We start from the raw sequence: 19119 nt of genomic DNA on the forward strand, positions 1-19119 counted from the left end.
TACGGAGACCAACGTTATCTACCATTGCATGGTCGTCGGACGCGTCAGCTGTGTATAAGATAAAGCTGGCGTCGGCGCGTTCGGGTGCGTACGTTCCGTCAGGGCGCCGGAGGGGCCGCGGCCCGCAGCGCCCGGTCGACGAGCGGCCCCGCGGCACCCGTGTAACCGGTCGGGTCGCACAGCTCCGCGAGCTCCCCGGCGCCGAGCCCGAGACCGGGTACGGCACCGAGGACCTCGGCCAGCGGCCGACCGCTCTCCTCGGCCTCGCGGGACGCCCCGTCGAGCAGGCTCCTCGCCTCCGCCGCACCCCGCAGGGGCGCGAGGGCAGCGGCGACGCGCTCGGCGACGATCCGGGAACCGGTGAGACCCAGGTTCTCCCGCATCCGCCGGGGGCTCACCCGCAGGCCACGGGCCAGCTCCACCGCCGTGTGGGCGGAACCGCCGGTCAGGCGGAGGCATTCGCGCAGCAGTTGCCACTCCGCGTGCCAGGCGCCCGCGGAACGCTCGTCCTCCGAGAGCAGACACTGCGTCAGGCCGGTGGCGATGGGCGGCACTTGGAGCGCCGCGCTGCGCAACAGCGTGGCGAGGACCGGGTTGCGCTTGTGGGGCATGGCCGACGAAACGCCCCGCCCCGGCCCGCCCGGCTCGGCGACCTCGGCGACCTCGGTCCTCGCCAGGGACTGCACATCGACCGCGATCTTCCCGAGCGCCCCGGCGGTGAACGCCAGGGCCGCGCCCAGGTCGGCCATCGGCGTGCGCAGGGCGTGCCAGGGCAGCACCGGCCTGGCGAGCCCCGTCTCGTCGGCGAACGCCTCGATCAGCCGGTCGGGATAGGCATCGGCCGCAGGCCCGCTGAGCCGCGCCGATGCCAGATAGCCGGCGAGGGTGCCCGCGGCGCCGCCGAGCGCCACGGGCAGCGAAGCGTCCACGACGGCGAGGCGCCGGTCGGCGTCGAGGACCGACTGCCGCCAGCCCGCGGCCTTCAGGCCGAAGGTCGTCGGCACCGCGTGCAGGGCCAGGGTGCGTCCCGCCATCGGGGTGTCGCGGTGCTCGGCCGCGTGGCGTGCCAGTGCCTCGGCCGTCGCCGCGAGGTCGCACCGGATGAGCCGCAGGGTGCGCCGGGCCACCAGCATCGCGCCCGTGTCGAAGACGTCCTGACTGGTGGACCCCCGGTGCACGAACTCGGCCGCCGTCGGGGCCTCGGCCTTGACCGCGTCGGTCAGCGCCCGCACCAGGCCGACCACGGGGTTGGCGGTCTCCCGGGCGCCGACCGCGATCGCCCGCAGGTCGAGCCGCTCGGCGCGGGCGGCCCGGGTGATCGCCTCGGCCGCGGTGTGCGGGACCGCGCCGAGCCGGGCCTGGGCCCGGGCGAGCGCGGCCTCGGCGTCGAGCATGGCCTGCAGCCAGGCCGTGTCGGACACCGCGGCCTCGGCCGGTGTGCCGGCCCGGACCGGGGAAAGCAGTCCGGCGTCGACGAGTGCGTCGGTCATACGATCACTCCCGTGAGAGACGTATCGCCTTCGCGAGGGGCCACGGCCCGCTGCTCGGGGGCCTGTCGGGCCGGGGCGAGGGACAGTACGGCGCGCGCGATGGCGTCGGCGTCGCCCAGCGTCACCGAGTCGACGCCGGGCCGGACGCCGGCGGCCGTCACCCAGTGCACCGACTCGGTGGGGACGCCGTAGGCGAACCGCCGCGGGTGCGCGCGGCCTTGTCCGTCGACGACCCGGCACGGCCGCTCGGTGACGGCGAGGCCACCAGTCTCGTGGCTGACCCCGCAGTCGCCGTCGATGCGGTAGGGGCTGCACTGCTCGGTGATCAGCAGATGCCGCAGCAGCGGATCGGCGGTGCGGCGCACGTCGGGCAGCGGCAGCCGGGCCTCGATGAGGTGCCGGGACCGCACGCGCTCTCCGGGGACGAACGACGACCGTGCGACGAAGGCCCCTTCTTCGGTGTCGATCCAGATCTGTGTGCCGGGTCCGGTGAGTTCCAGGACGCCCGCCTCGATCAGCGCGGCCATCTCCTCGATCCGGGAGACCGGCGGGCCGATGGAGAGGAACGCGTTGAGCGGCGTGTACCAGGCCTCCAGCTCGTTCAGGTGGGATCCGCCTTCGAGACCGCCGTGGTCGACCACAAGACGCACTTCGTTGCGCAGGTCCCGCAGTACGTCGAGGGCGGCCTTCAGCGGGCTGCTCACGTTCCCGGTCCGCGCCTCCCGTGCGTCCTGCCGCAGGTAGGCGAGCAGCCAGCCGTGGAACTCCTCCCGGTCGGCGAAGTCGTGCCCGAGCCACGGCCGGGCCAGGCGGTCCCAGTCCCAGCGGTCGTCGGCGCCGATGGCGTGCTCGTCCAGGAGCGCCGCCCGGCGCGGTGGCGACGCGGCCAGGTAGCGCGAGACGAACGGCTCGGGATCGTCGCCGCGCGAGGTCAGCAGCGTCCCGTAGTAGACGCCTTCCACCTCCGCGGCGATCAGCGGCCACACGTCCGCCTCGAAGTGCACGCGCTCGCCCTCCTGGGCCCGCCCGCGCAGCCGGGCGATCACCGGCGGTGTCAGGAGCCGCGGGGTGTGGCGGCCGAACGCGCCCTTCTCGTTCTGTCCGCGCGCGTGGTACGGGACCCCGCGGCGCGAGCTGGCGTACAGCTGCGGCTCGCGGCCCGACGGGCGGTAGACCAGACGGTCGCCGGTCCGCTCGAAGACGCCGCCGCGGCCGATGGTGAACAGGGCCATGTAGTCGAAGAAGTTGAGGCCGAGCCCGCGCAGCAGGACCGGCTCGCCGGGTGCGGCGAACTCCGTGTCCACGTCGGCGGGGTTGGCCGGCGTGACGTAGGTGAGGTGGTGGATGCGCGCCAGACTCGCGGTGCGTTCCTGACGGGCCGTCAACTGCGCCGGGAGGTGACCGAGCGCAAGGACCACGGCGTCCAGGTCGTGGATCCGGGTGCCGTCCGCGAGCCGGACGCCCTGCGGTCCACCGGGCGTACCGCTGGTGTCCGCCATCGCCACGGCCCGCGAGCGGTGCACCCGGACGGTGACGTGCTCGGGAGCGCGGGCGGCCACCCGCCGGAAGGAGTCCCGCAGATACTGGCCGTACAGGGAGCGGGTGGGATAGGAGTCCGGGCCGAGCGCGCGTGCCTCGGCGAGGATCTGCTCGTCGTACGTGTCCGGTTCGCCCCAGCGGGCCACGCCGTCGGCCCACTCGTACAGGCTCGGTCCCGGCTCGATGGGCCCTTCGATCCGTGTGTCGTCGTCGGTGAACACGGTGATCTGCGAGGCCACGGTGTTGGTGAGCAGGTGGTGCGACTGGTCCGTGCGCCAGACGGCGCCGGCGCCGGGTGCGGCCGGGTCGACGACGTGCACGGTCACCGACGCGTATGACGGTGCCGTGCGCTCGTTGGCGCACAGCCGCTCCAGGACGCACAGACCCCGGGGTCCCGCCCCGACGATGCACACTTCGGCATGTCCGCCGCTCATGGCCGCACGCCCCGGGCGCCGGATTCGGGGGCTGAGTGCATCCACGCGACGTGGTCGTGCAGCTGTGTCGCGGACATGGCGGACAGCATCGCGTTCCTCGCTCTCGCTTCGGGCCCAGCGGGGTGCCACAGGCGGGTGCTCGCCCGCGCGGCGAGCGTGATCCGTGCGGTGTGATCGCGCCGTTCGGCGGCGTACTTCTCGAACCGTTCGCCGATCGTGTCGGCCGGGTCGTCGAGCAGGTCGCCGAGGAGCACGGCGTCCTCCAGCGCCTGGCAGGCGCCTTGGGCGGCGTAGTGCAGCATCGGGTGGGCGGCGTCGCCGAGCAGCGCGACGCGTCCGTCGGTCCAGCGGTCCACCGGATCGCGGTCGACGAGCGACCACGACTTCCAGTCCTCGCCCAGGGCAAGCAGCCGTCGGGCCGTGTCGCCGAGACCGGCGAAGGCGCTGTGCACCTCAGGCGCCGCCACCGGCACTCCGGCGAACGCCTCGGTGACCCCGTTCTCGATGCTCGGGGCGAGGTTGAGGTAGCGGCCGCCGGCGATCGCGTAGTGCACGAAGTGCCGGCCTGGGCCTGCCCACCAGGTGACGGCGTTCCACCGCAGCTCCTCGGGGACCCGCTCCATCGGGACCACCGTCCGGTACACGGTGATGCCCACGACGCGCGGTTCGCCGTCGCCGACGAGCTGCCCGCGGATCGCCGACCTGATCCCGTCGGCCCCGATCACCGCGTCACCGGTGACCCCTGTCCCGTCCGCCAGCAGGGCGGTCGCGCTCGCGTCGTCCTGGCGGTAGCCGGTGACCTGGCTGGCGGCGCGCAGTTCGACCGCGCCCGAGCGACGGCAGGCATCAAGGAGCAGCCGGTACAGCTCGCCGCGGTGCACGACGACGTACGGACTGCCGAACCGGCGCCGGTACTCGCCGGTGAGCGGCATGCTCGTCACATGCTCGCCGCTCACCCCGTCCATGAACCGCAGTTCGTCGATGTGCACCGCGCAGTCGCGCACGGCCTCGCCGAGACCGAGCCGGTCGAGCGCGTGCAGGCCGTTGGGGGCCAGCTGGATCCCGGCGCCGATCTCGGCGAAGTCGGCGGAGCGTTCCAGTACGACCGCGTGGTGCCCGCGCCGGGCGACGGCGACGGCGGCCGCGAGCCCGCCGATACCGCCCCCGACGATGATCATCCTCGCCATGTCTGCCTCTATTCGGCCTGGGCGGCTGCCGTCAGCAGCTTCGCCAGTTCGAGACGCTTGATCTTCGTGGTCGCGGTCTGCGGCAGGTCCGCGAGCCGCCAGTGCACCGGGTCGGCCATCGCGGGAAGACCGGCCACGGCCCTGCGCCACTCGGCGAGGCTCACCGGCTCGTCGTCCTTGGTGCACACCACGGGTACGGCGGCGCCGTCCTCGCTCGGCACGATGATCACCTCGGAGAGCCGGTCGAGCTTCGCGAGCAGGGCGTCCTCGGCCGCGAGGGTGGAGCCGAAGCCGGGGATCAGGTCGACCTCGCGGTCGAGCAGATGCAGGCAGCCCCGCTTGGTCCGGTAGCCCACGTCGCCCATCCGCCACCAGCCGTCGCTCAACTGCCGTGCGTAGCGCTCGGATTCACCCAGGTACGTCATGATGCGCCCGTCGCTGCGCACCTCGATGTGGCCGGGGTTCCGCTCCGACGGCGGCTGACCGTCGCGGCTGACCACGCGGACGTCGGTCATCCCGGGGAAGGGCACGCCGACGCAGCGCCCGTCGTCGTCCGGCCGGTGCCGCCTGGTGAAGGCACGCACGACCGTGGGACCCACCTCGCTCTGCCCGTACAGCTGGCCGAACAGCGGTGCCCTGCGCCGCGACGCACGGAGCAGCCGGTGGACGGTGCGCGGGTGGATGGCGTCGAAGGTGCTGCTGAACAGCTTCACGTTGGCCAGCGGACCGCGCCGGTCGTCCGCCAACTCCTCCCAGCGCATGAAGGAGTTGGGGTGCGCCTCCAGGATGCCGGGGCGCAGCTGCACGAAGAGGTCGGCGGCCCGCTTGGGGTCCGAGTCGTTCAGTACGACGATGGGGAAGCCGTTGAGCAGGGAGATGGCAAGGGCGGTGAACAGCCGCGAGTGCACGAAGGAGACATGCATCGCGATGGTCTCGCGCTTGCGGATGACGGCCGCGATCGCCATCCGCTGGGGGCGGTAGCGCGCCTGGAGCGTGCGTCCGGTGTGCACGGCCAGCTTGGGCACTCCGGTCGTCCCGGAGGTGTGGGTGATCAGCGTGGGGTGGTCGGGCGGCATGGTGACCGGGTCGACGCGCCGGGCCCCGGCGAAGCGGGCGAGTTCGACGGCACGCTCGTGCCGGCCGGAGGCGAGCAGCACGCTCTGCGCCAGGTCGAAGACCGAGTCGGGAAGTTCAAGCTCCAACTTGGCGCCGTCGGTGAGGAGATGGGGCCGGTCGGCCCGGCGGACCAGCTCGGCGACCGTGGCGCCGTCGAGCTTGGGGGAGAGCAGCACCGGCACCGCGCCGATCCGGGCGGCGGCGCAGGCGAGCAGGGTGATGTCGAAGCTGTCGGACTTGTGGATCACGACGCGTTCGCCGGGGCGTACCTTGGCCGCCCAGAGCCGCGATGCCTGCTCGGCGACCAGGTCCGCCATTTCCGCGACGGTCGCGCGGCGGCCGAGGTCCGGTGCCACGTCCAGGTCGTGGTCGAAGATCATGACGTTCGTGGGATGCCGGGACGCGGCACGGTCGAAGAGCGTCCCCAGCCTGATTCCACGGTTTGCTATGCGCTGCAGCAGCATGTTGTGTGCACCCTCTCGCCGGTCGCTGCGGAGAACTCAGGGGGTTCGGAATCCGGAACCGCCAAGGGAGTCGGGGTTCCGGGCCTTTCGTCGTGCGGCGTGCCGGTCAGCCGGCCTCGATGACCTTCTTGACGCGCTGCAGGGTGGCGGCCATGTCGGCGTCCAACTTGGCCGACCAGTCGGCGAAGAACCGCTGCCGCTCGGTGGCGTCCATGTCGGCGGTGATGCCGCGGATGCCTTCGGTGGGCGCTCCCATCCGGAAGTGGTGCACCAGGACGCAGCCGTGGTCCGCGGCCTCGATGTCGAAGGCCCAGACGCTGTCCTGGCGGCGGCCCGAGCTGTCGCGCATCGCCCAGCGGAAGGTGCTGCCGGGTTCGGCCGCGACGACCTCCGCCTCGGTGGTCCACTTGCCGCGCACGACGGGCGCCCAGGCGACGACGTCCTCGGGGCGGTGGTTCTCGCCCCGGAAGACGGCGCCCACGGTGGCGGCCTGCCCCAAGACCCAGCGTCCGCCGGTGCATTCGGTGCTCCACTCGCCGCAGCGCGGCAGGTCGCTGACGACCGCGTACGCCTCGGCCGCCGATGCGGCGACCTCGGTCCGGACACTGATCTGGAAGAGCGTGGCGGGTTCGACTTCGGAATTCGTCATGGCCGGAAGCCTGGCCAGCGGAGCCGAGACGGGTCAACGACGGCTCTCCGGGTCCGTCAAGTCGGCCCCGCGGCAGGGCAGGTGGGGACTTCGCGATCAGAGCAGCCGGTCCGGAAGGAGCACGATGCGCCTGCCGTTCAACTCCCCCTTCTCCAGCCGGGCATGAGCCTCTGCCGCGGTGCTCAGCGGCCGCTCCTCGACCGCTCGGGCGCGCAACCGCCCGGCCGCCATCAGCCGGTTGAGGGTACGGGCCGCTTCGGCGAGTTCGGCGGTGGTGGCGCGCGATATGACGAAGCCGGTGACGGAGCCGTCCTTGAGGTAGAGCGGGCCCACCGGGAGCACCGGCCGGGACCGCAGACCGGCCAGGAGCACGATGCGGCCCCGGAAGGCGAGCAGATCGACGGCGGCCGTCATGTCGTTGTGGCCCGAGGTGTCGACGATCAGGTCGACGCCGTGCGGCGACAACTCCCGTATGCGCTCGGGGAGTCGGGGATCGCGGTAGTCGAGAACGGCCGTCGCGCCGAGCCGCAGACAGTGCTCCTCGTCCTCGGCCCTGGCCGTGGCGAGCACCCGCGCACCGGTCTCGGCGGCGAGGGCGACCAGCGCGCTGCCGACGTTGCCGGCGGCTCCCGCGACGAGCACGGTCTCGCCGGCCCTCAGCCGCCCGTGGGTGAACAGGGCCAGATGGCCGGTGGCCGACGGATGGAGCACGGCCGCCGCGTCCGTCGGCCGCACGCCGTCCGGCAGGTGATACAGCCGGTCCACGGGCACCACGGCCCGCTCGGCCGCCGCGCCCTGCCGGCCCTCGTGTCCGAGACTGTTGCACCAGACCCGGTCCCCCACGGCGAAGCCCGTCGCACCGGGCCCCACCGAGGCGACGGTGCCCACGAGGTCACGGCCGACCACGAAGGGAAAGGCCACCCCCGTCCGCCAGGTGCCGGCTCTGATGAAGGTGTCCACCGGGTTGACCGTGGTGGCAAGGGTGTCGACCAGGACGTCTGTCGGCCCCGGCACCGGGGGCGGCAGTTCGCCGTGGCGGATGGCGTCGGGCGGCCCGAAATCGTCTATGTACGCTGCCTGCATGCGCCGCATGGTGACACCGTGAACGGCTGTCGCGCCGGGGTCGCCGGGTCACTTTGTCACCACGCGAGAACGGGAGTCGGAGCGGTGGACCAGGAATCGGCACGGAATGACGAGCAACTCCCCTCCACAGACGAATCCACAGACGAATCCACTGGCGAATCCACTGGCGAATCCACTGGCGAATCCGCATACGAATCCGTATACGACTGGTTCGCCGGGCAGGCGAAGCAGCGGCCCGACGCGACGGCCGTCGTCCAGGGCGGCGTACGGATCAGCTATCGCGAACTGCACTCCAGAGTCGTCCAGCTGTCCGGGGAACTCCTGGAGCGTGGCGTCGGTCCGGAGCAGGCGGTGGGGCTGCTCGCGGGTCGTTCGCCCGGCCTCGTCGTCGGTCTCCTCGCCGTCCTGCGGGCAGGCGGCGCCTATGTGCCGCTGGGCACCGATCTCCCGCCGGAGCGGCTGGCGTTCATGGTGCGCGACACGTCCATGAAACTCGCCGTCACCGACACCGAGCACCGCCACCTCCTTGCGGGGACATCCGTACGGACCGTGAATCTCCGCGCAGGTGCCGCGCGCGCGACGAGCGGCCCCGCACAGCCGGCGGCCCCGGATCCCGCGCGCCTCGCCTACGTCCTGTACACCTCCGGCTCCACCGGACACCCCAAGGGCGTGGCGGTGGAGCACTCCGGACTGTCGAACTATGTCGGCTGGACGGTGTCCGAGTTCTCCGGCGGACAACCTGCCGACGCGTATCTGCACACGCCGCTCAGCTTCGACTTCTCCCTGACGAGCCTCTTCCTGCCGCTCGTCACCGGCGGCACCCTCCACCTCGCCCCGCAGCACCAGGAACCCGAGGATCTCGCGACGGCCGTCCAGAACCCGGACTTCGACCTGGTGCGCCTGACCCCCTCGCACATCGAGATGCTCAAGGCCCGGCTCGGCGACCCGCGGGGGCTGCGCGGGCCCCGGCAGTTCGTCGTCGGAGGTGAGGTCCTGCGCGCCCGCCATCTCACGGCCCTGCGGCGGCTGTTCCCGGACGCGGTGGTCTACAACCACTACGGTCCGACGGAGACCGTGGTGGGCCGCTGCTTCCTCCGGCTCGACGAGAGCGCCGGGTTCCGCATCGAGGAGTACGCGCCGGACGACCCGCTGCCGATCGGCCACGCCATTCCGCGCACGCGCCTGACCGTGGACTACACCGATGAGGAGCAAGCAGCCCAAGGAGTGGGCGAGTTGGTCATCAGCGGGGCGGGTGTCGCCCGCGGCTATCTCAACCTCCCCGATACCACGGAACGCGCGTTCAGTGCGCTGCCCGACGGCGAGGGGCGCGTCTACCGCACGGGAGATCTCGTACGCCTCGATCCGCGGGGCCGGCCGGTCGTCGTGGGCCGGGCCGACGGGCAGGTGAAGATCCGCGGCCACCGCGTGGAACTCGCCGAGATCGAGGCGCTGTTGTGCGCGATGGACGGCATAGGCGCGGCGGCGGTGGTGAAGGCGCGCGAGCCGCAGAGCGTGCTCGCCGCGTTCGTCGTCCCGGACGGAAGCGGCTCACCGGGCCTGCCCCGAGGCTCCTCCCCGAGCCTCCCTCCGGAACTCGACCCGGGACTGCTGCGGGCCCGACTCGAAGCCTCCGTCCCGTCGTACATGGTCCCCCAGCACTTCTCGGCCCTCGGTGAACTCCCGCTCACCCGGCACGGCAAGCTCGACCGCCGGCTCCTTCAGGACCTGTTCGAGAAGGCGACCCGCGCGACGCGTTCCGGCCGCGCGGAAGCCGGACCCGGCAGCGGCGGGCCCGGCGACGTCCTGCGCAAGGTGTGCGCCCTGTGCGAGCGCGTTCTCGGCGTACGCGGTGTCCGCGCCGGTGACAACTTCGTCGACCTGGGCGGGGATTCGATCACGGCGATGAAGCTCGCCACCGCCTGCCGGCGCGAGGGAATCGCCGTACGCAGCATCCGGTTCCTCACGGCGGACAGCCTCGCGGACGTGTTCGGCGGGAGTGGGGTCAGCGACGCGCGCTGAGCAGGAACATCTGGCCTGCGACCGCCGGATCGTGTGCCGCGCGTTCCCGGTCGAGCTCCGCGAGGCGGGCCAGGTGGTCGGCGTTCGTCCCCGCCGCACCGGCCCCCGTCACCAGCCAGTCGGGGGCCGTGCAGAACGGCGTGGTGCGCACCTCGCCGAAGCCCGCCGCCGCGCACTGCGCGCGCAGCGGCTCCCGCTCGGTCAACTGCCCGCGCAGCTGGGCCATTTCCGCCGGGGAGTAGAAGGAAAGGAACGTCTGGAAGCGGCACGCGGGGTCCCATGCGCTCACCACCAGGAGCCCGCCGGGCCGCAGCGTGCGCAGCGACTCGGCGAGGAAGCGTTCGCGCTGGTCCGCCGACAGGTGGTTGACCGTGCCCATCATGCAGGTGACGAGGTCGAAGGAGCCGTCGCGGAAGGGCATCGCCGTGCCGTCGGCGACGGCGAACCGGCCCGCCGCCCACTGCTCGTCCACGCAGACGCGGACACCCGCGTCGCTGAGGTCGATCCCGTACGACCGCACCCCGAAGCGGTTCAGGACCTGGGGGTAGCGCAAGGTGCCGCTGCCGACGTCGAGCGAGGTGCGCACGGCGGAGACATCTCCGACCGCGGTGAGCAGCTGGACGAGTTCAAGCCGCTTCTTGACGCTGTCGTGCAGGCCGGTGTGGTCGAACTGGACGTAGAACAAGGCGTCGTACGCCGCGATCCGGGAGTCGGAGTTCCCGAGCAGACCGCGCGCCTCCAGGTCCCTGACGAGCGTCTCGGCGCTGTGCGGTCGCACCGTGTCCCGGGCTGTCGAGCCGGCGCGTGTCCGGCTGTCCTCATGGTGCTTCCAGGCGTCCTCGTACGTGGCGTCCCAGGCGAGCAGCGTCTCGAAGCGCTCTGCGGCTTCGGCGTGCCTGCCCTCCCCCTGCAGAGCCCGAGCGCTGTCGTAGAGCAGGCGTTTGTCGTCCTCGCCGGGACCGCTCAGCGCTGCCTGCTGGAAGGCGATGGCGGCGGCCGATTCCGCCCCGAGCCGCTCGAAGCACTCACCCACCAAGTACAGCGCCCGCGCCCGCAGTTGCGGGTCCCCGGCAGCCGCCTGGAGCAGACCGATCGCCGCGCGGTACTCCCCTGTCGCGGCCAGCTCCCGGCCCGCGTCGAATGCGGCCCGTGCGTCATCGGTGAGCGCGAGGGCCTCGTCCTCGGCGCGCACGGCGGTCCCCCCGTTGAGATACGTCGAGAGCGGCTTCATCAGGCGGCACCTGTCCCCGGGGCGTCGTCGGTCAGCGAGTCGAGGGCGCGCCCGAAGTCGTCGAGCAGCTTCGTCATGGTCGATTCATCGAACAGCTCGGTGCTGTACTCCAGGAATCCGGTGATCTCCCCGTCCGTGTCGGACGGGGAGATGCCGTCCCGCACCGCCTGGCTCTCCTGCAGGACGAGCGCCACGTCGGACCTGGTGGTGTCGAGCCCGGCCTGGACGGGTTCGATGCGCAGCCCCGGAAGTTCGACGCCGGACCGTCCCGGTGTGTTGTTCAGTACGAGCTTGGTCTGGAACAGCGGGCTGTGCCGGCGGCTGCGGGGCGGGTTGAGCGCCTGGACGACCCGCTCGAAGGGCACGTCCTGGTGGCTGAGCGCTTCGAGCACCGTGCCGTGGACGCGCGCGAGGAGCTCACTGCGGGCCGGGTCGCCTGCGAGGTCGACGCGCAGCGTCAGCTGGTTGACGAAGAAGCCGAGCATGTCCTGCGTCTCGGCGGCGGTCCGGCCCGCGACGTCGGTGCCGACGGTCACCTCCCGCTCGCCCGTGTGGGCGCACAGCGCCACGCCGAGGGCGGTGAGCAGCACGGCGAACGGAGTGGCCCCGGACTGCCGGCACAGCCACCGGATCTTCCCCACCGTCTCGGCCGGGACGGAGACGGGGAGCAGCCTGCCGCTGCCGGTGGGCCGGGCGGGCCGTGGGTGATCCGTGGCCAGCAGGGGCAGCTCGACGACTCCGGCCAATGTGCGCTTCCAGTACGCCAGTTGGGCGTCCAGGTGGCCCTCGTCGAGCAGGCGCCGCTGCCATACGGCGTAATCGGCGTACTGGACCGACGGCGTGGCCGGGTCGGGCTCGCGCCCCTCGGCGAAGGCCTCGTAGAACGCGGCGAAGTCGACGTTGAAGAGGCCCAACGACCAGCCGTCGTGCACGATGTGATGCAGCGACAGAAGCAGGGCGTGGTCCTGCGGGGCGAGGCGCACCAGGTGGGCGCGGAGGACCGGCCCCTCGGCCAGGTCGAAGGGCCGGCGGTACTCCTCCCGCACCAGGCGGGTCAGTTCCGCTTCCCGGGCCGCCGGGGGCAGCCCGGTGAGGTCGACCAGCGGGAGCGGCACCGGCTCGGGCGGCCGGATCTCCTGCCGGGGCGCGCCGTCGGGCGCGGTGATCAGGGTCCGCAGCACCTCGTGCCGGGCGACGAGCGCGTCGAGCGCCCGGGACAGCGCCCGGAGGTCGAGCGGTCCGCGGATCCGGTCGAAGACCGGCACGTTGTACCGGGGGTCACCCGGGTTCAACTGGTCCATGAACCACAGCCGTTCCTGGGCGCAGGAGGCCGGCAGCACCCCCGTGCGGGGCACGGCGGTCAGCGGCGGTGGCGCGGCGCCGGCCTCGGGCTCCCGCAGCGCGTCGACGCAGGCGGCGAGGTCGGCGAGGGTCCGGTGGTCGAACGGGGCGCGCGCCGGCAGGGCGACGTCCAGGCGCTTGCGGAGGCGGAAGACGACCTGGAGGGTGAGCAGCGAGTGCCCGCCGAGTCCGAAGAAGTCGTCGTCGGGCGTGACGTCACCGCAGTCGAGCAGCTCGCGCCAGATGTCGGCGACGACCTGTTCGGTGGCGGTGAGCTCCCGGGCGGCCACGCCCCAGACGGCCCGCTCCACGACGGCGGGGTCCGCCGCGAGTCGCCGCAGCTGGGTGCGGTCCGCCTTCCCGTTCGCGGTGAGCGGGAGCTCGGGCAGCGGGACGTAGTGGGCCGGAAGCAGCGGTTCGGGCAGCCAGCTCCGTACGTGGGCGTCGATGTCCGGAATGGTCACCGCGCAGGCACGGCGCCAGTGCGGGTCGTTGGTGTGCCGCCGTGCGTCGAACAGCTCGGCGGGGGGCGTGGCACGGCGGTCCGTGGGGGTGGCCGGGAGAGCGGCGGAGTCCACGTCGCGGCGCACCAGGACGACGTCGTACGCGCCGTCCGACCGCCCTTCGAGCCAGCTCAGTTCCACCTCGTACGCGCACTGATCGGCCAGCTCCCACCAGTCCTCCGGGGCGCGGCCGTGCGGGGGCAGGGCGCTGGCGCGGGCCCGGAGTTCACCCACGGAGGACGAAGGCGCACGCTCCTCGATGAGGTCGCGCAGGGCGAGCGCCGCGCCGAGCCGGGCGTTGGGTACGCCGGTGAGGCTGAGCCGCTCGGGGCGCTCCCGCTCGACGAGGCGCAGGAGTTCGTCCGGCGTGAGGGGCGATGCGGCCCAGTCGAGGACGGTGCCGGAGGGCTCGGGGACCTCGGGCACGTCGGGCGACTCGGGCACCTCGGGCACCTCAGGGCCGACGGTGAGGACGACGTCGTACCGGTAGTGGTTGAGCTCGTTGTCGTGGCGGCCGCGCTTGGGCAGGACGCGGACCCGCGCGACCCGCGGCCAGCGAGCCGCCAGCTCCTCGAACAGCCTTGGGTCGACGCACAGTTCCGGGTCGAGGGCGCTCTGGCGGCGGATCCTGGACCGCAGTTCGGCGATGCGCATGTTCGCCGGGGCCCGGTGCGCCTGGACGGAGGTGTGGAACAGGTCGAGCAGCGGCAGGCTGCGCAGATCGCCGAGGAAGACGTGGCCGCCGTCGGGCACCGCGTCGACGGCCTGCCGGAGCACGTCGAGGAGGTAGTCGGCCGAAGGGAAGTACTGGACCACCGAGTTGAGCACCACCGTGTCGGGTGCCGGGTCGCCCGCCTCCGGGGTGAAGCTCTGGTGGGCGGGGGCCGTGCGGACCTCGACCCTGCCGGGTGGCAGATCCATGGCGGCCACCGTGTCCCGTACGTACGCGACGGCGGGGGCGGAGAGGTCGGTGGCCCGGTAACTCCCGCACTCGGGCGCCATGTTGAGCAGGATCATGCCGGTGCCGCTGCCGATCTCCAGGACGTCGCGGGGCCGCAGGGCGCCGATGCGGCGGAGCGTGTCGTCGAGCCAGGCTCGCATCTCCCCTTCGTCCAGGGGCCGGCCGGTGTAACTGCTGAGCCAGCCCGCGAGGTTGAAGGCGGCGTCGCGGTCGGCGGGCAGATCGCCGTAGGTGGTCTCGTAGAGCCGCCGCCATTCCTCGACGCGGTCGCCGTCCCAGTTCCGCTCGCTCCTTGAGCCGTCCCGCAGGCAGACGAAGGCGACGATGCGTTCGTCGCCCGGCGCGCGGCTGACCACCTCGACGGCGCATTGCCGCACTTCCGGGTGGCTGCGCACCGCGGCCTCGACCTCGGCGGGTTCGAGCCGGTGGCCGCGCACCTTGACCTGTTCGTCCCGGCGGCCCAGGTACTCGAGATCACCGCTGGGCAGCAGCCGGACGAGGTCTCCCGTGCGGTACAGCCTGGCGCCCGGGACCGTGCCGAAGGGGTCGGGCACGAAGCGTTCGGCGGTGAGCGCGGGACGCCCCCAGTAGCCCTGGCCCACTCCGGCCCCGCCGACGCACGCCTCGCCGGGCACACCGACCGGCACCGGGCGCAGCGCCTCGTCCAGGACATGGACGCGGACGTTGGCGATCGGCCTGCCGATCGGCACCGGGCCCCCGCCGTCGGCCTGCGGGCCGCTCCCCGCGTCGAAAGCGGTACAGGCCACGGCGGTCTCCGTGGGTCCGTACTCATTGATGATCCGGACATCGGGCGTACCCGCTCGCAGCGCGGACAGGGCGTCTTCGTGCAGCCCCTCCCCGCCCAGGATGACGGTCCGGGCGGGCAGGGCGAGCGGTGCGCCGTCGGCGGACTGCTCCAGGAGCCTCAGGTGCGAGGGCGTCAGTTTGACGAAGGTCAGGTCGGCTGCGTCCGTCAGCAGGTCGCGCAGGGCCGCGTCGGGGGTGTCGTCGGCGGTCGGGGTCGGGAGCAGCACGCGCTGCCCGGCGAGCAGGGGCGCGAAGACGCTCGTCACGGTCAGGTCGAAGGCGAGCGGCGAGTGCACGGGCACTCCCGTCCCCGCGTCCGCGGCGTAGTAATCCTTCGCCCACAGCAGGTAGTTGACGATATTGCGGTGGGTGAGCAGGGCCGCCTTGGGGCGGCCCGTGGAGCCCGAGGTGAACATGAGGTAGATCAGGTCGTCCGCCGACACGCGGACATCGGGGGCGGCCGATGGCCGCCGCGCTATCGCGTCGGCTTCGGCGGCCGTCCTGACGACCCGGGCGCCGGCCGGGTCCACCTGCGTCGGCAGGGCGTCGTTCACCACCAGGACGGTGGCCTCGCTGTCGGCGAGCATGGCGTTCGTCCGGGACGCGGGGTGCGTGCGGTCGAGCGGCACGTAGGCGGCGCCGGTCTTGAGGATCGCGAGGAGCGCGGTCACGGTCTGGGGTCCGTGGTCCATCAGCACGGCCACCACGGTGCCGGCCTTGGCGCCGGCGTCCCGCAGATGGTGGGCGAGCCGGTTCGCCGCCCTGTCGAGTTCCGCGTACGTCATGGTGTGGTCCGCGCGGCTCACCGCGACCGCGTCGGGTGTGCGGGACGCCTGGGCCGCCACCAGTTCGTGCAGGGGGGTCGCGCAGGACTCGGTGCCGGTGTCGTTCCACTCGCTCACGATCCGCCGCAGTTCGCGTGCGGACAGCACGGGCAGGGCGGAGAGGCGCCGTGCGGGGTCGGTGGCGACGGCACGGAGCAGTTCGCCGAGGGAGTCGCAGATGCGGCCGACGGTGGCGGCGTCGAAGAGGTCGGTGGCGTAGTCGACCAGACAGTCGAGTCCTTCGTCGGTCTCCAGGATGTTGAAGTCGAGGTCGAAGCGGGACGACTCGGTCGCCGTGTCGAGCAGCGTCACCGTCAGGCCGGAAGGGTCACCGGTGACGGGCGGCGTGTTGTGCAGGGTGAAATTCACCTGGTACAGCGGATTGCGCGCGAGGTCACGCTCGGGGAACAGGCGTTGGGCGATCAGGTCCACCGGGACGTCCTGGTGGTCGTGCGCCTCCAGGCAGGTCCGGCGCACCCGGGCCAGGTGTTCCGCGAAGTCGGGGTCGTCGTCGAGGCGCACCCGGAAGAGCACCGAGTTGGCGAAGAAACCCACCAGGTCGTGGAGTTCGCTCTGCCGCCGGTTGGCGACGGCCCCGCCGATGAGCAGATCGCCCTGACCGCTGTAGCGGTGGAGCACGGTGGCGAGCGCGGCGAGCAGGGTCATGTGGAGGGTCGCTCCGTGCCGTACGCCCAACTCGCGCAGGGAGTCGGTCAGTTCGGCGTCGACCACGAAATGATGGGTGGCTCCACGGTGACTCTGCACGGGTGGCCGCGGCCGGTCGGTGGGCAGGTCGAGCCGGTCGGGGGCGCCGCTGAGGTGCGTCTCCCAGTAGGCCAGTTGCCGCCGGGCCTCCGCGCCGTCCTCGCAGACCGCCTGCCAGCGGGCGAAGCCGCCGTACTGCACGGGCAGGGGCGGCAGCGGGCTCGGCAGGCCGATGGAGAACGCCTCGTACAGAGCGGTCAGTTCGCGGCCCAGGACGGCGAGGGACCAGCCGTCCACGAGGACGTGGTGGAACACCGAGAGGAGCACCGACTCCTCGGCGGAGAGCCGCAGCAGCCGGAACCGCACGGGCGGGGTCTGAGCCAGGTCGAAGGGGATGCCGTGCTCGGCCTCGATGAGGCGGTCCGCCTCGGCGGCGCGCCGGGCGGGAGAGAGTCCGCGCAGGTCGACGACGGTCAGCCGGACCCGTGCGGCGGCCCGGACGCGCTGCACGGGGACGCCGTCGACCAGGGGGAACACGGTCCGCAGGATCTCGTGCCGGGCCGTGATCTCGTTCAGGCAGCGGTGGAGCACGGCCGGGTCGAGTCGCCCGGTGAGCCGGAAGGGGTTCACGCTGGTGTAGCCGGAGTTCTCCGGCTGCAGCGCGCCCAGGAAGAGGATGCGACGCTGCCCCGACGACACCGGCGCGTCGCCATCGGCAGGTCCTGCGAACAGGCTCAGCGGCGGGGTGATGCCGCGTTCGCGCAGCTGTCCGAGCAGTTCCGTGCGCTGCTTCGCCGTGAGGTTCTGGATCCGCTCGGCGAGGTCGGCTTCAGGCATGGTCCCCCTGTCGCTCCAAGGCGTCCACGAGCGCGCTCAGTTCATCGGCTCCCGCGGCACCGGACTTCCCCGCGGCGTCGGAGGCGGCGGCGATCGCCTCGCCGAGGCCCGCGGGGGTGGGCTGCCGGAAGAACGCCTCAAGGGTCACATCGGCGCCGTAGCGCTCCTGGACGTGGGTGATGAGCACCGTCGCAAGCAGCGAATGGCCGCCGCACTGGAAGAAGTTGTCGTGCCGTCCGACGCCCGTGCAGCCGAGCAACTCCTCCCACAGCGCGGCCAGTTCGCGTTCCATGGGGCCGACGGGTGCGGAGTTGTCGGACGGCTCAGGGGTGGGCGCGGGTCCGGCGTCCTGCGCTGGCGCGGCCGTGAGGCGGCCGTCTCCGCGTGACCGCACCGCGACGCCGGTCGGCCGCGCGGGACCGTCCGGCCTGTCGCGGCGGAAGAGCTCGCCGACCGCTCCGGGCGGCGCGGGGTGACCGTAGGGGTCGCGGACGGTCAGCACGGCATCGGCGGGCAGCTCCGCGAGAGCCGCATCGCCGCGCAGCTCCTCCGGCAGGACGTCCGGGGCGTACGGACGCTCCTCGGCCAGGGGGATGTCCCGCAGGGCGCGGTCGGGCCGCTCTGCGAGGTCCCGCAGCGCCCGCTGCCAGGCGTGGCCCAGGGCCGCGACGGTGTCCTGGTCCCACAGCTCGGTCGCGTAGTCCAGGGTCGCCGAAAGCCGGCCGGCCCTGTTGGTCACGGTGCACACCAGGTCGAAGGTGGTGACGCTGGTGGCCGCCTCGCGCATCCGGATGCCGAGGCCCGGCACGGACAGCTCGTCGTCCGGCTCGGCGATCATCTGGAACACGATCTGGAACAGCGGGTTCCTGTTGGCCCTTCGGGCGCCGCCGTGCGCGGCCACCAGCCGCTCGAAGGGCAGTTCCTGGTGGTCGTAGGCGTCGTGACAGGTCTCCGCGGTGGCCCGCAGCACGTCCCGCAGCGTGTGGTCGTCGCGGACCGTGGTCCGCAGCACCACCATGTTCACGAAGGAACCGATCACGTTCTGGGTCTCGGGGCGGGCCCGGCCGGACGTGGTGCCGCCCACGGTGAGGTCGGCCCGGCCGCTGTAGCGGTGCAGCGCGACATAGAAGCCGGCGAGCAGGCCCATGAAGAGGCTCGCCTCCTCCTCCCGGCACAGGGCACTCAGCCGGCCCGCGAGCCGGTCGTCGAGCGGGACGGAGAGTTCCTGGCCGCGGTAGGAGAGCTGTTCGGGGCGCGGACGGTCGGTGGGCAGGGGCAGTTCGGGCAGGTCGCGGAGGCGCTCGTGCCAGTGGGCGAGGAGCCGGTCTTGGGCGCCGCTCGTCTCGGCGCGCTGCTGCCAGGCGGCGAAATCCGCGTACTGCAAAGGCAGTTCGGGCAGACCGTCGGAAGTGCCGGTGACGTGCGCCTGATAGAGCGCCGTGAGATCGCGCAGGAGCAGGTCCAACGACCAGGCGTCGGCCACGATGTGATGGAGCGTCAGCAGCAGGACGGCCCGCTGGTCGGTGAGGTGGATCAGCGTGGTGCGCAGCAGAGGGACGCGCCGCAGATCAAAGGGTTCGGCGGCCTCCTGCCGGGCCAGGTCGGCGACGAGGTCCTGCTCGTCCGGCGGGGTGTCCCGCCCGAGCAGGGTGCGCAGGTCGAGGATGCGCAGCTCGGGCTCGTGGTCGGTGACGATCTGCTGCAGCTGTCCCTCGTGGACGCGGAAGCAGGTGCGCAGGCTCTCGTGGCGGCGCACGCATCCGCGCACCGCCGCATCGAGGGCCGCCGGGTCGAGGTCACCGGTCAGGTCGAGGACACGGGCGACCGTGAACACCCCGGTCCGATGGGCCAGTTCGTCGAGGAAGTACATCCGCGCCTGGGCGTACGACGCGTCGCTCACCAGGGCGGACACCGTTCGTCCCGTCATGG

10 protein-coding genes are annotated in these 19119 nt (G+C 72.6%); 1 reads left to right on the plus strand and 9 read right to left on the minus strand.

Annotation, left to right across the window (positions count from 1 at the left end; translation table 11 throughout):
• Positions 1 to 98 precede the first annotated feature (98 nt).
• The 6 genes from ACFWY6_RS13710 to ACFWY6_RS13735 all read right to left on the minus strand — a co-directional run bounded on the left by ACFWY6_RS13710 (position 99) and on the right by ACFWY6_RS13735 (position 7962).
• On the minus strand, positions 99 to 1490 hold the full coding sequence (locus tag ACFWY6_RS13710) for a lyase family protein (protein WP_384688945.1): 1392 nt from the start codon (positions 1488 to 1490) through the stop codon (positions 99 to 101).
• Entirely contained in the window at positions 1487 to 3463 is a 1977-nt protein-coding gene (locus tag ACFWY6_RS13715; RefSeq protein WP_384688948.1) for an FAD/NAD(P)-binding protein, read from the minus strand. The genes ACFWY6_RS13710 and ACFWY6_RS13715 overlap by 4 nt, the downstream gene beginning before the upstream one ends.
• Positions 3460 to 4650 carry an FAD-dependent monooxygenase gene (locus ACFWY6_RS13720; RefSeq protein ID WP_384688950.1) on the minus strand — a complete coding sequence of 397 codons (1191 nt, stop codon included), beginning with the start codon at positions 4648 to 4650 and terminating at the stop codon, positions 3460 to 3462. Before ACFWY6_RS13720 ends, ACFWY6_RS13715 begins: the two co-directional genes overlap by 4 nt.
• A gap of 8 nt (positions 4651 to 4658) precedes the next feature.
• On the minus strand, positions 4659 to 6230 hold the full coding sequence (locus tag ACFWY6_RS13725) for a class I adenylate-forming enzyme family protein (protein WP_384688953.1): 1572 nt from the start codon (positions 6228 to 6230) through the stop codon (positions 4659 to 4661).
• Positions 6231 to 6336: 106 nt separating this feature from the next.
• Positions 6337 to 6879, minus strand: a complete 543-nt coding sequence (locus ACFWY6_RS13730; RefSeq protein ID WP_384688956.1) for an SRPBCC family protein — start codon at positions 6877 to 6879, stop codon at positions 6337 to 6339.
• A 96-nt stretch (positions 6880 to 6975) separates the two neighbouring features.
• Positions 6976 to 7962, minus strand: a complete 987-nt coding sequence (locus ACFWY6_RS13735; protein WP_384688959.1) for an NADPH:quinone reductase — start codon at positions 7960 to 7962, stop codon at positions 6976 to 6978.
• Between the two features lie 84 nt (positions 7963 to 8046).
• Between ACFWY6_RS13735 and ACFWY6_RS13740 the strand changes: the two genes are divergently transcribed.
• Entirely contained in the window at positions 8047 to 9981 is a 1935-nt protein-coding gene (locus ACFWY6_RS13740) for a non-ribosomal peptide synthetase (protein WP_384688961.1), read from the plus strand.
• Here the strand turns inward: ACFWY6_RS13740 and ACFWY6_RS13745 are convergent.
• From ACFWY6_RS13745 to ACFWY6_RS13755, 3 genes are read right to left on the minus strand one after another with little or no spacing between them, the layout of a single operon-like run.
• The gene (locus ACFWY6_RS13745) at positions 9965 to 11212 is read right to left on the minus strand and encodes a methyltransferase domain-containing protein (RefSeq protein ID WP_384688964.1); all 1248 of its coding nucleotides are present in this window, start codon (positions 11210 to 11212) and stop codon (positions 9965 to 9967) included. The genes ACFWY6_RS13740 and ACFWY6_RS13745 overlap by 17 nt on opposite strands.
• A complete protein-coding gene (locus tag ACFWY6_RS13750; protein ID WP_384688967.1) occupies positions 11212 to 17190 on the minus strand; it encodes an amino acid adenylation domain-containing protein in 5979 nt (1992 codons plus the stop codon). The genes ACFWY6_RS13745 and ACFWY6_RS13750 overlap by 1 nt, the downstream gene beginning before the upstream one ends.
• Positions 17183 to 19117: a condensation domain-containing protein gene (locus tag ACFWY6_RS13755; RefSeq protein WP_384688969.1), complete on the minus strand. Its 1935-nt coding sequence runs from the start codon at positions 19115 to 19117 to the stop codon at positions 17183 to 17185. Before ACFWY6_RS13755 ends, ACFWY6_RS13750 begins: the two co-directional genes overlap by 8 nt.
• Positions 19118 to 19119: the final 2 nt, after the last annotated feature.

Origin of the sequence: Streptomyces sp. NPDC059037 (assembly GCF_042740015.1) — a bacterium.
Taxonomy (GTDB): Bacteria; Actinomycetota; Actinomycetes; order Streptomycetales; family Streptomycetaceae; genus Streptomyces.

Excerpts from the sequence above, each read along its gene's own strand:
- ACFWY6_RS13710 (WP_384688945.1), bottom strand. The coding sequence starts at position 1,490 with ATGACCGACGCACTCGTCGACGCCGGACTGCTTTCCCCGGTCCGGGCC.
- ACFWY6_RS13715 (WP_384688948.1), bottom strand. The coding sequence starts at position 3,463 with ATGAGCGGCGGACATGCCGAAGTGTGCATCGTCGGGGCGGGACCCCGG.
- ACFWY6_RS13720 (WP_384688950.1), bottom strand. The coding sequence starts at position 4,650 with ATGGCGAGGATGATCATCGTCGGGGGCGGTATCGGCGGGCTCGCGGCC.
- ACFWY6_RS13725 (WP_384688953.1), bottom strand. The coding sequence starts at position 6,230 with ATGCTGCTGCAGCGCATAGCAAACCGTGGAATCAGGCTGGGGACGCTC.
- ACFWY6_RS13730 (WP_384688956.1), bottom strand. The coding sequence starts at position 6,879 with ATGACGAATTCCGAAGTCGAACCCGCCACGCTCTTCCAGATCAGTGTC.
- ACFWY6_RS13735 (WP_384688959.1), bottom strand. The coding sequence starts at position 7,962 with ATGCAGGCAGCGTACATAGACGATTTCGGGCCGCCCGACGCCATCCGC.
- ACFWY6_RS13745 (WP_384688964.1), bottom strand. The coding sequence starts at position 11,212 with ATGAAGCCGCTCTCGACGTATCTCAACGGGGGGACCGCCGTGCGCGCC.
- ACFWY6_RS13750 (WP_384688967.1), bottom strand. The coding sequence starts at position 17,190 with ATGCCTGAAGCCGACCTCGCCGAGCGGATCCAGAACCTCACGGCGAAG.
- ACFWY6_RS13755 (WP_384688969.1), bottom strand. The coding sequence starts at position 19,117 with ATGACGGGACGAACGGTGTCCGCCCTGGTGAGCGACGCGTCGTACGCC.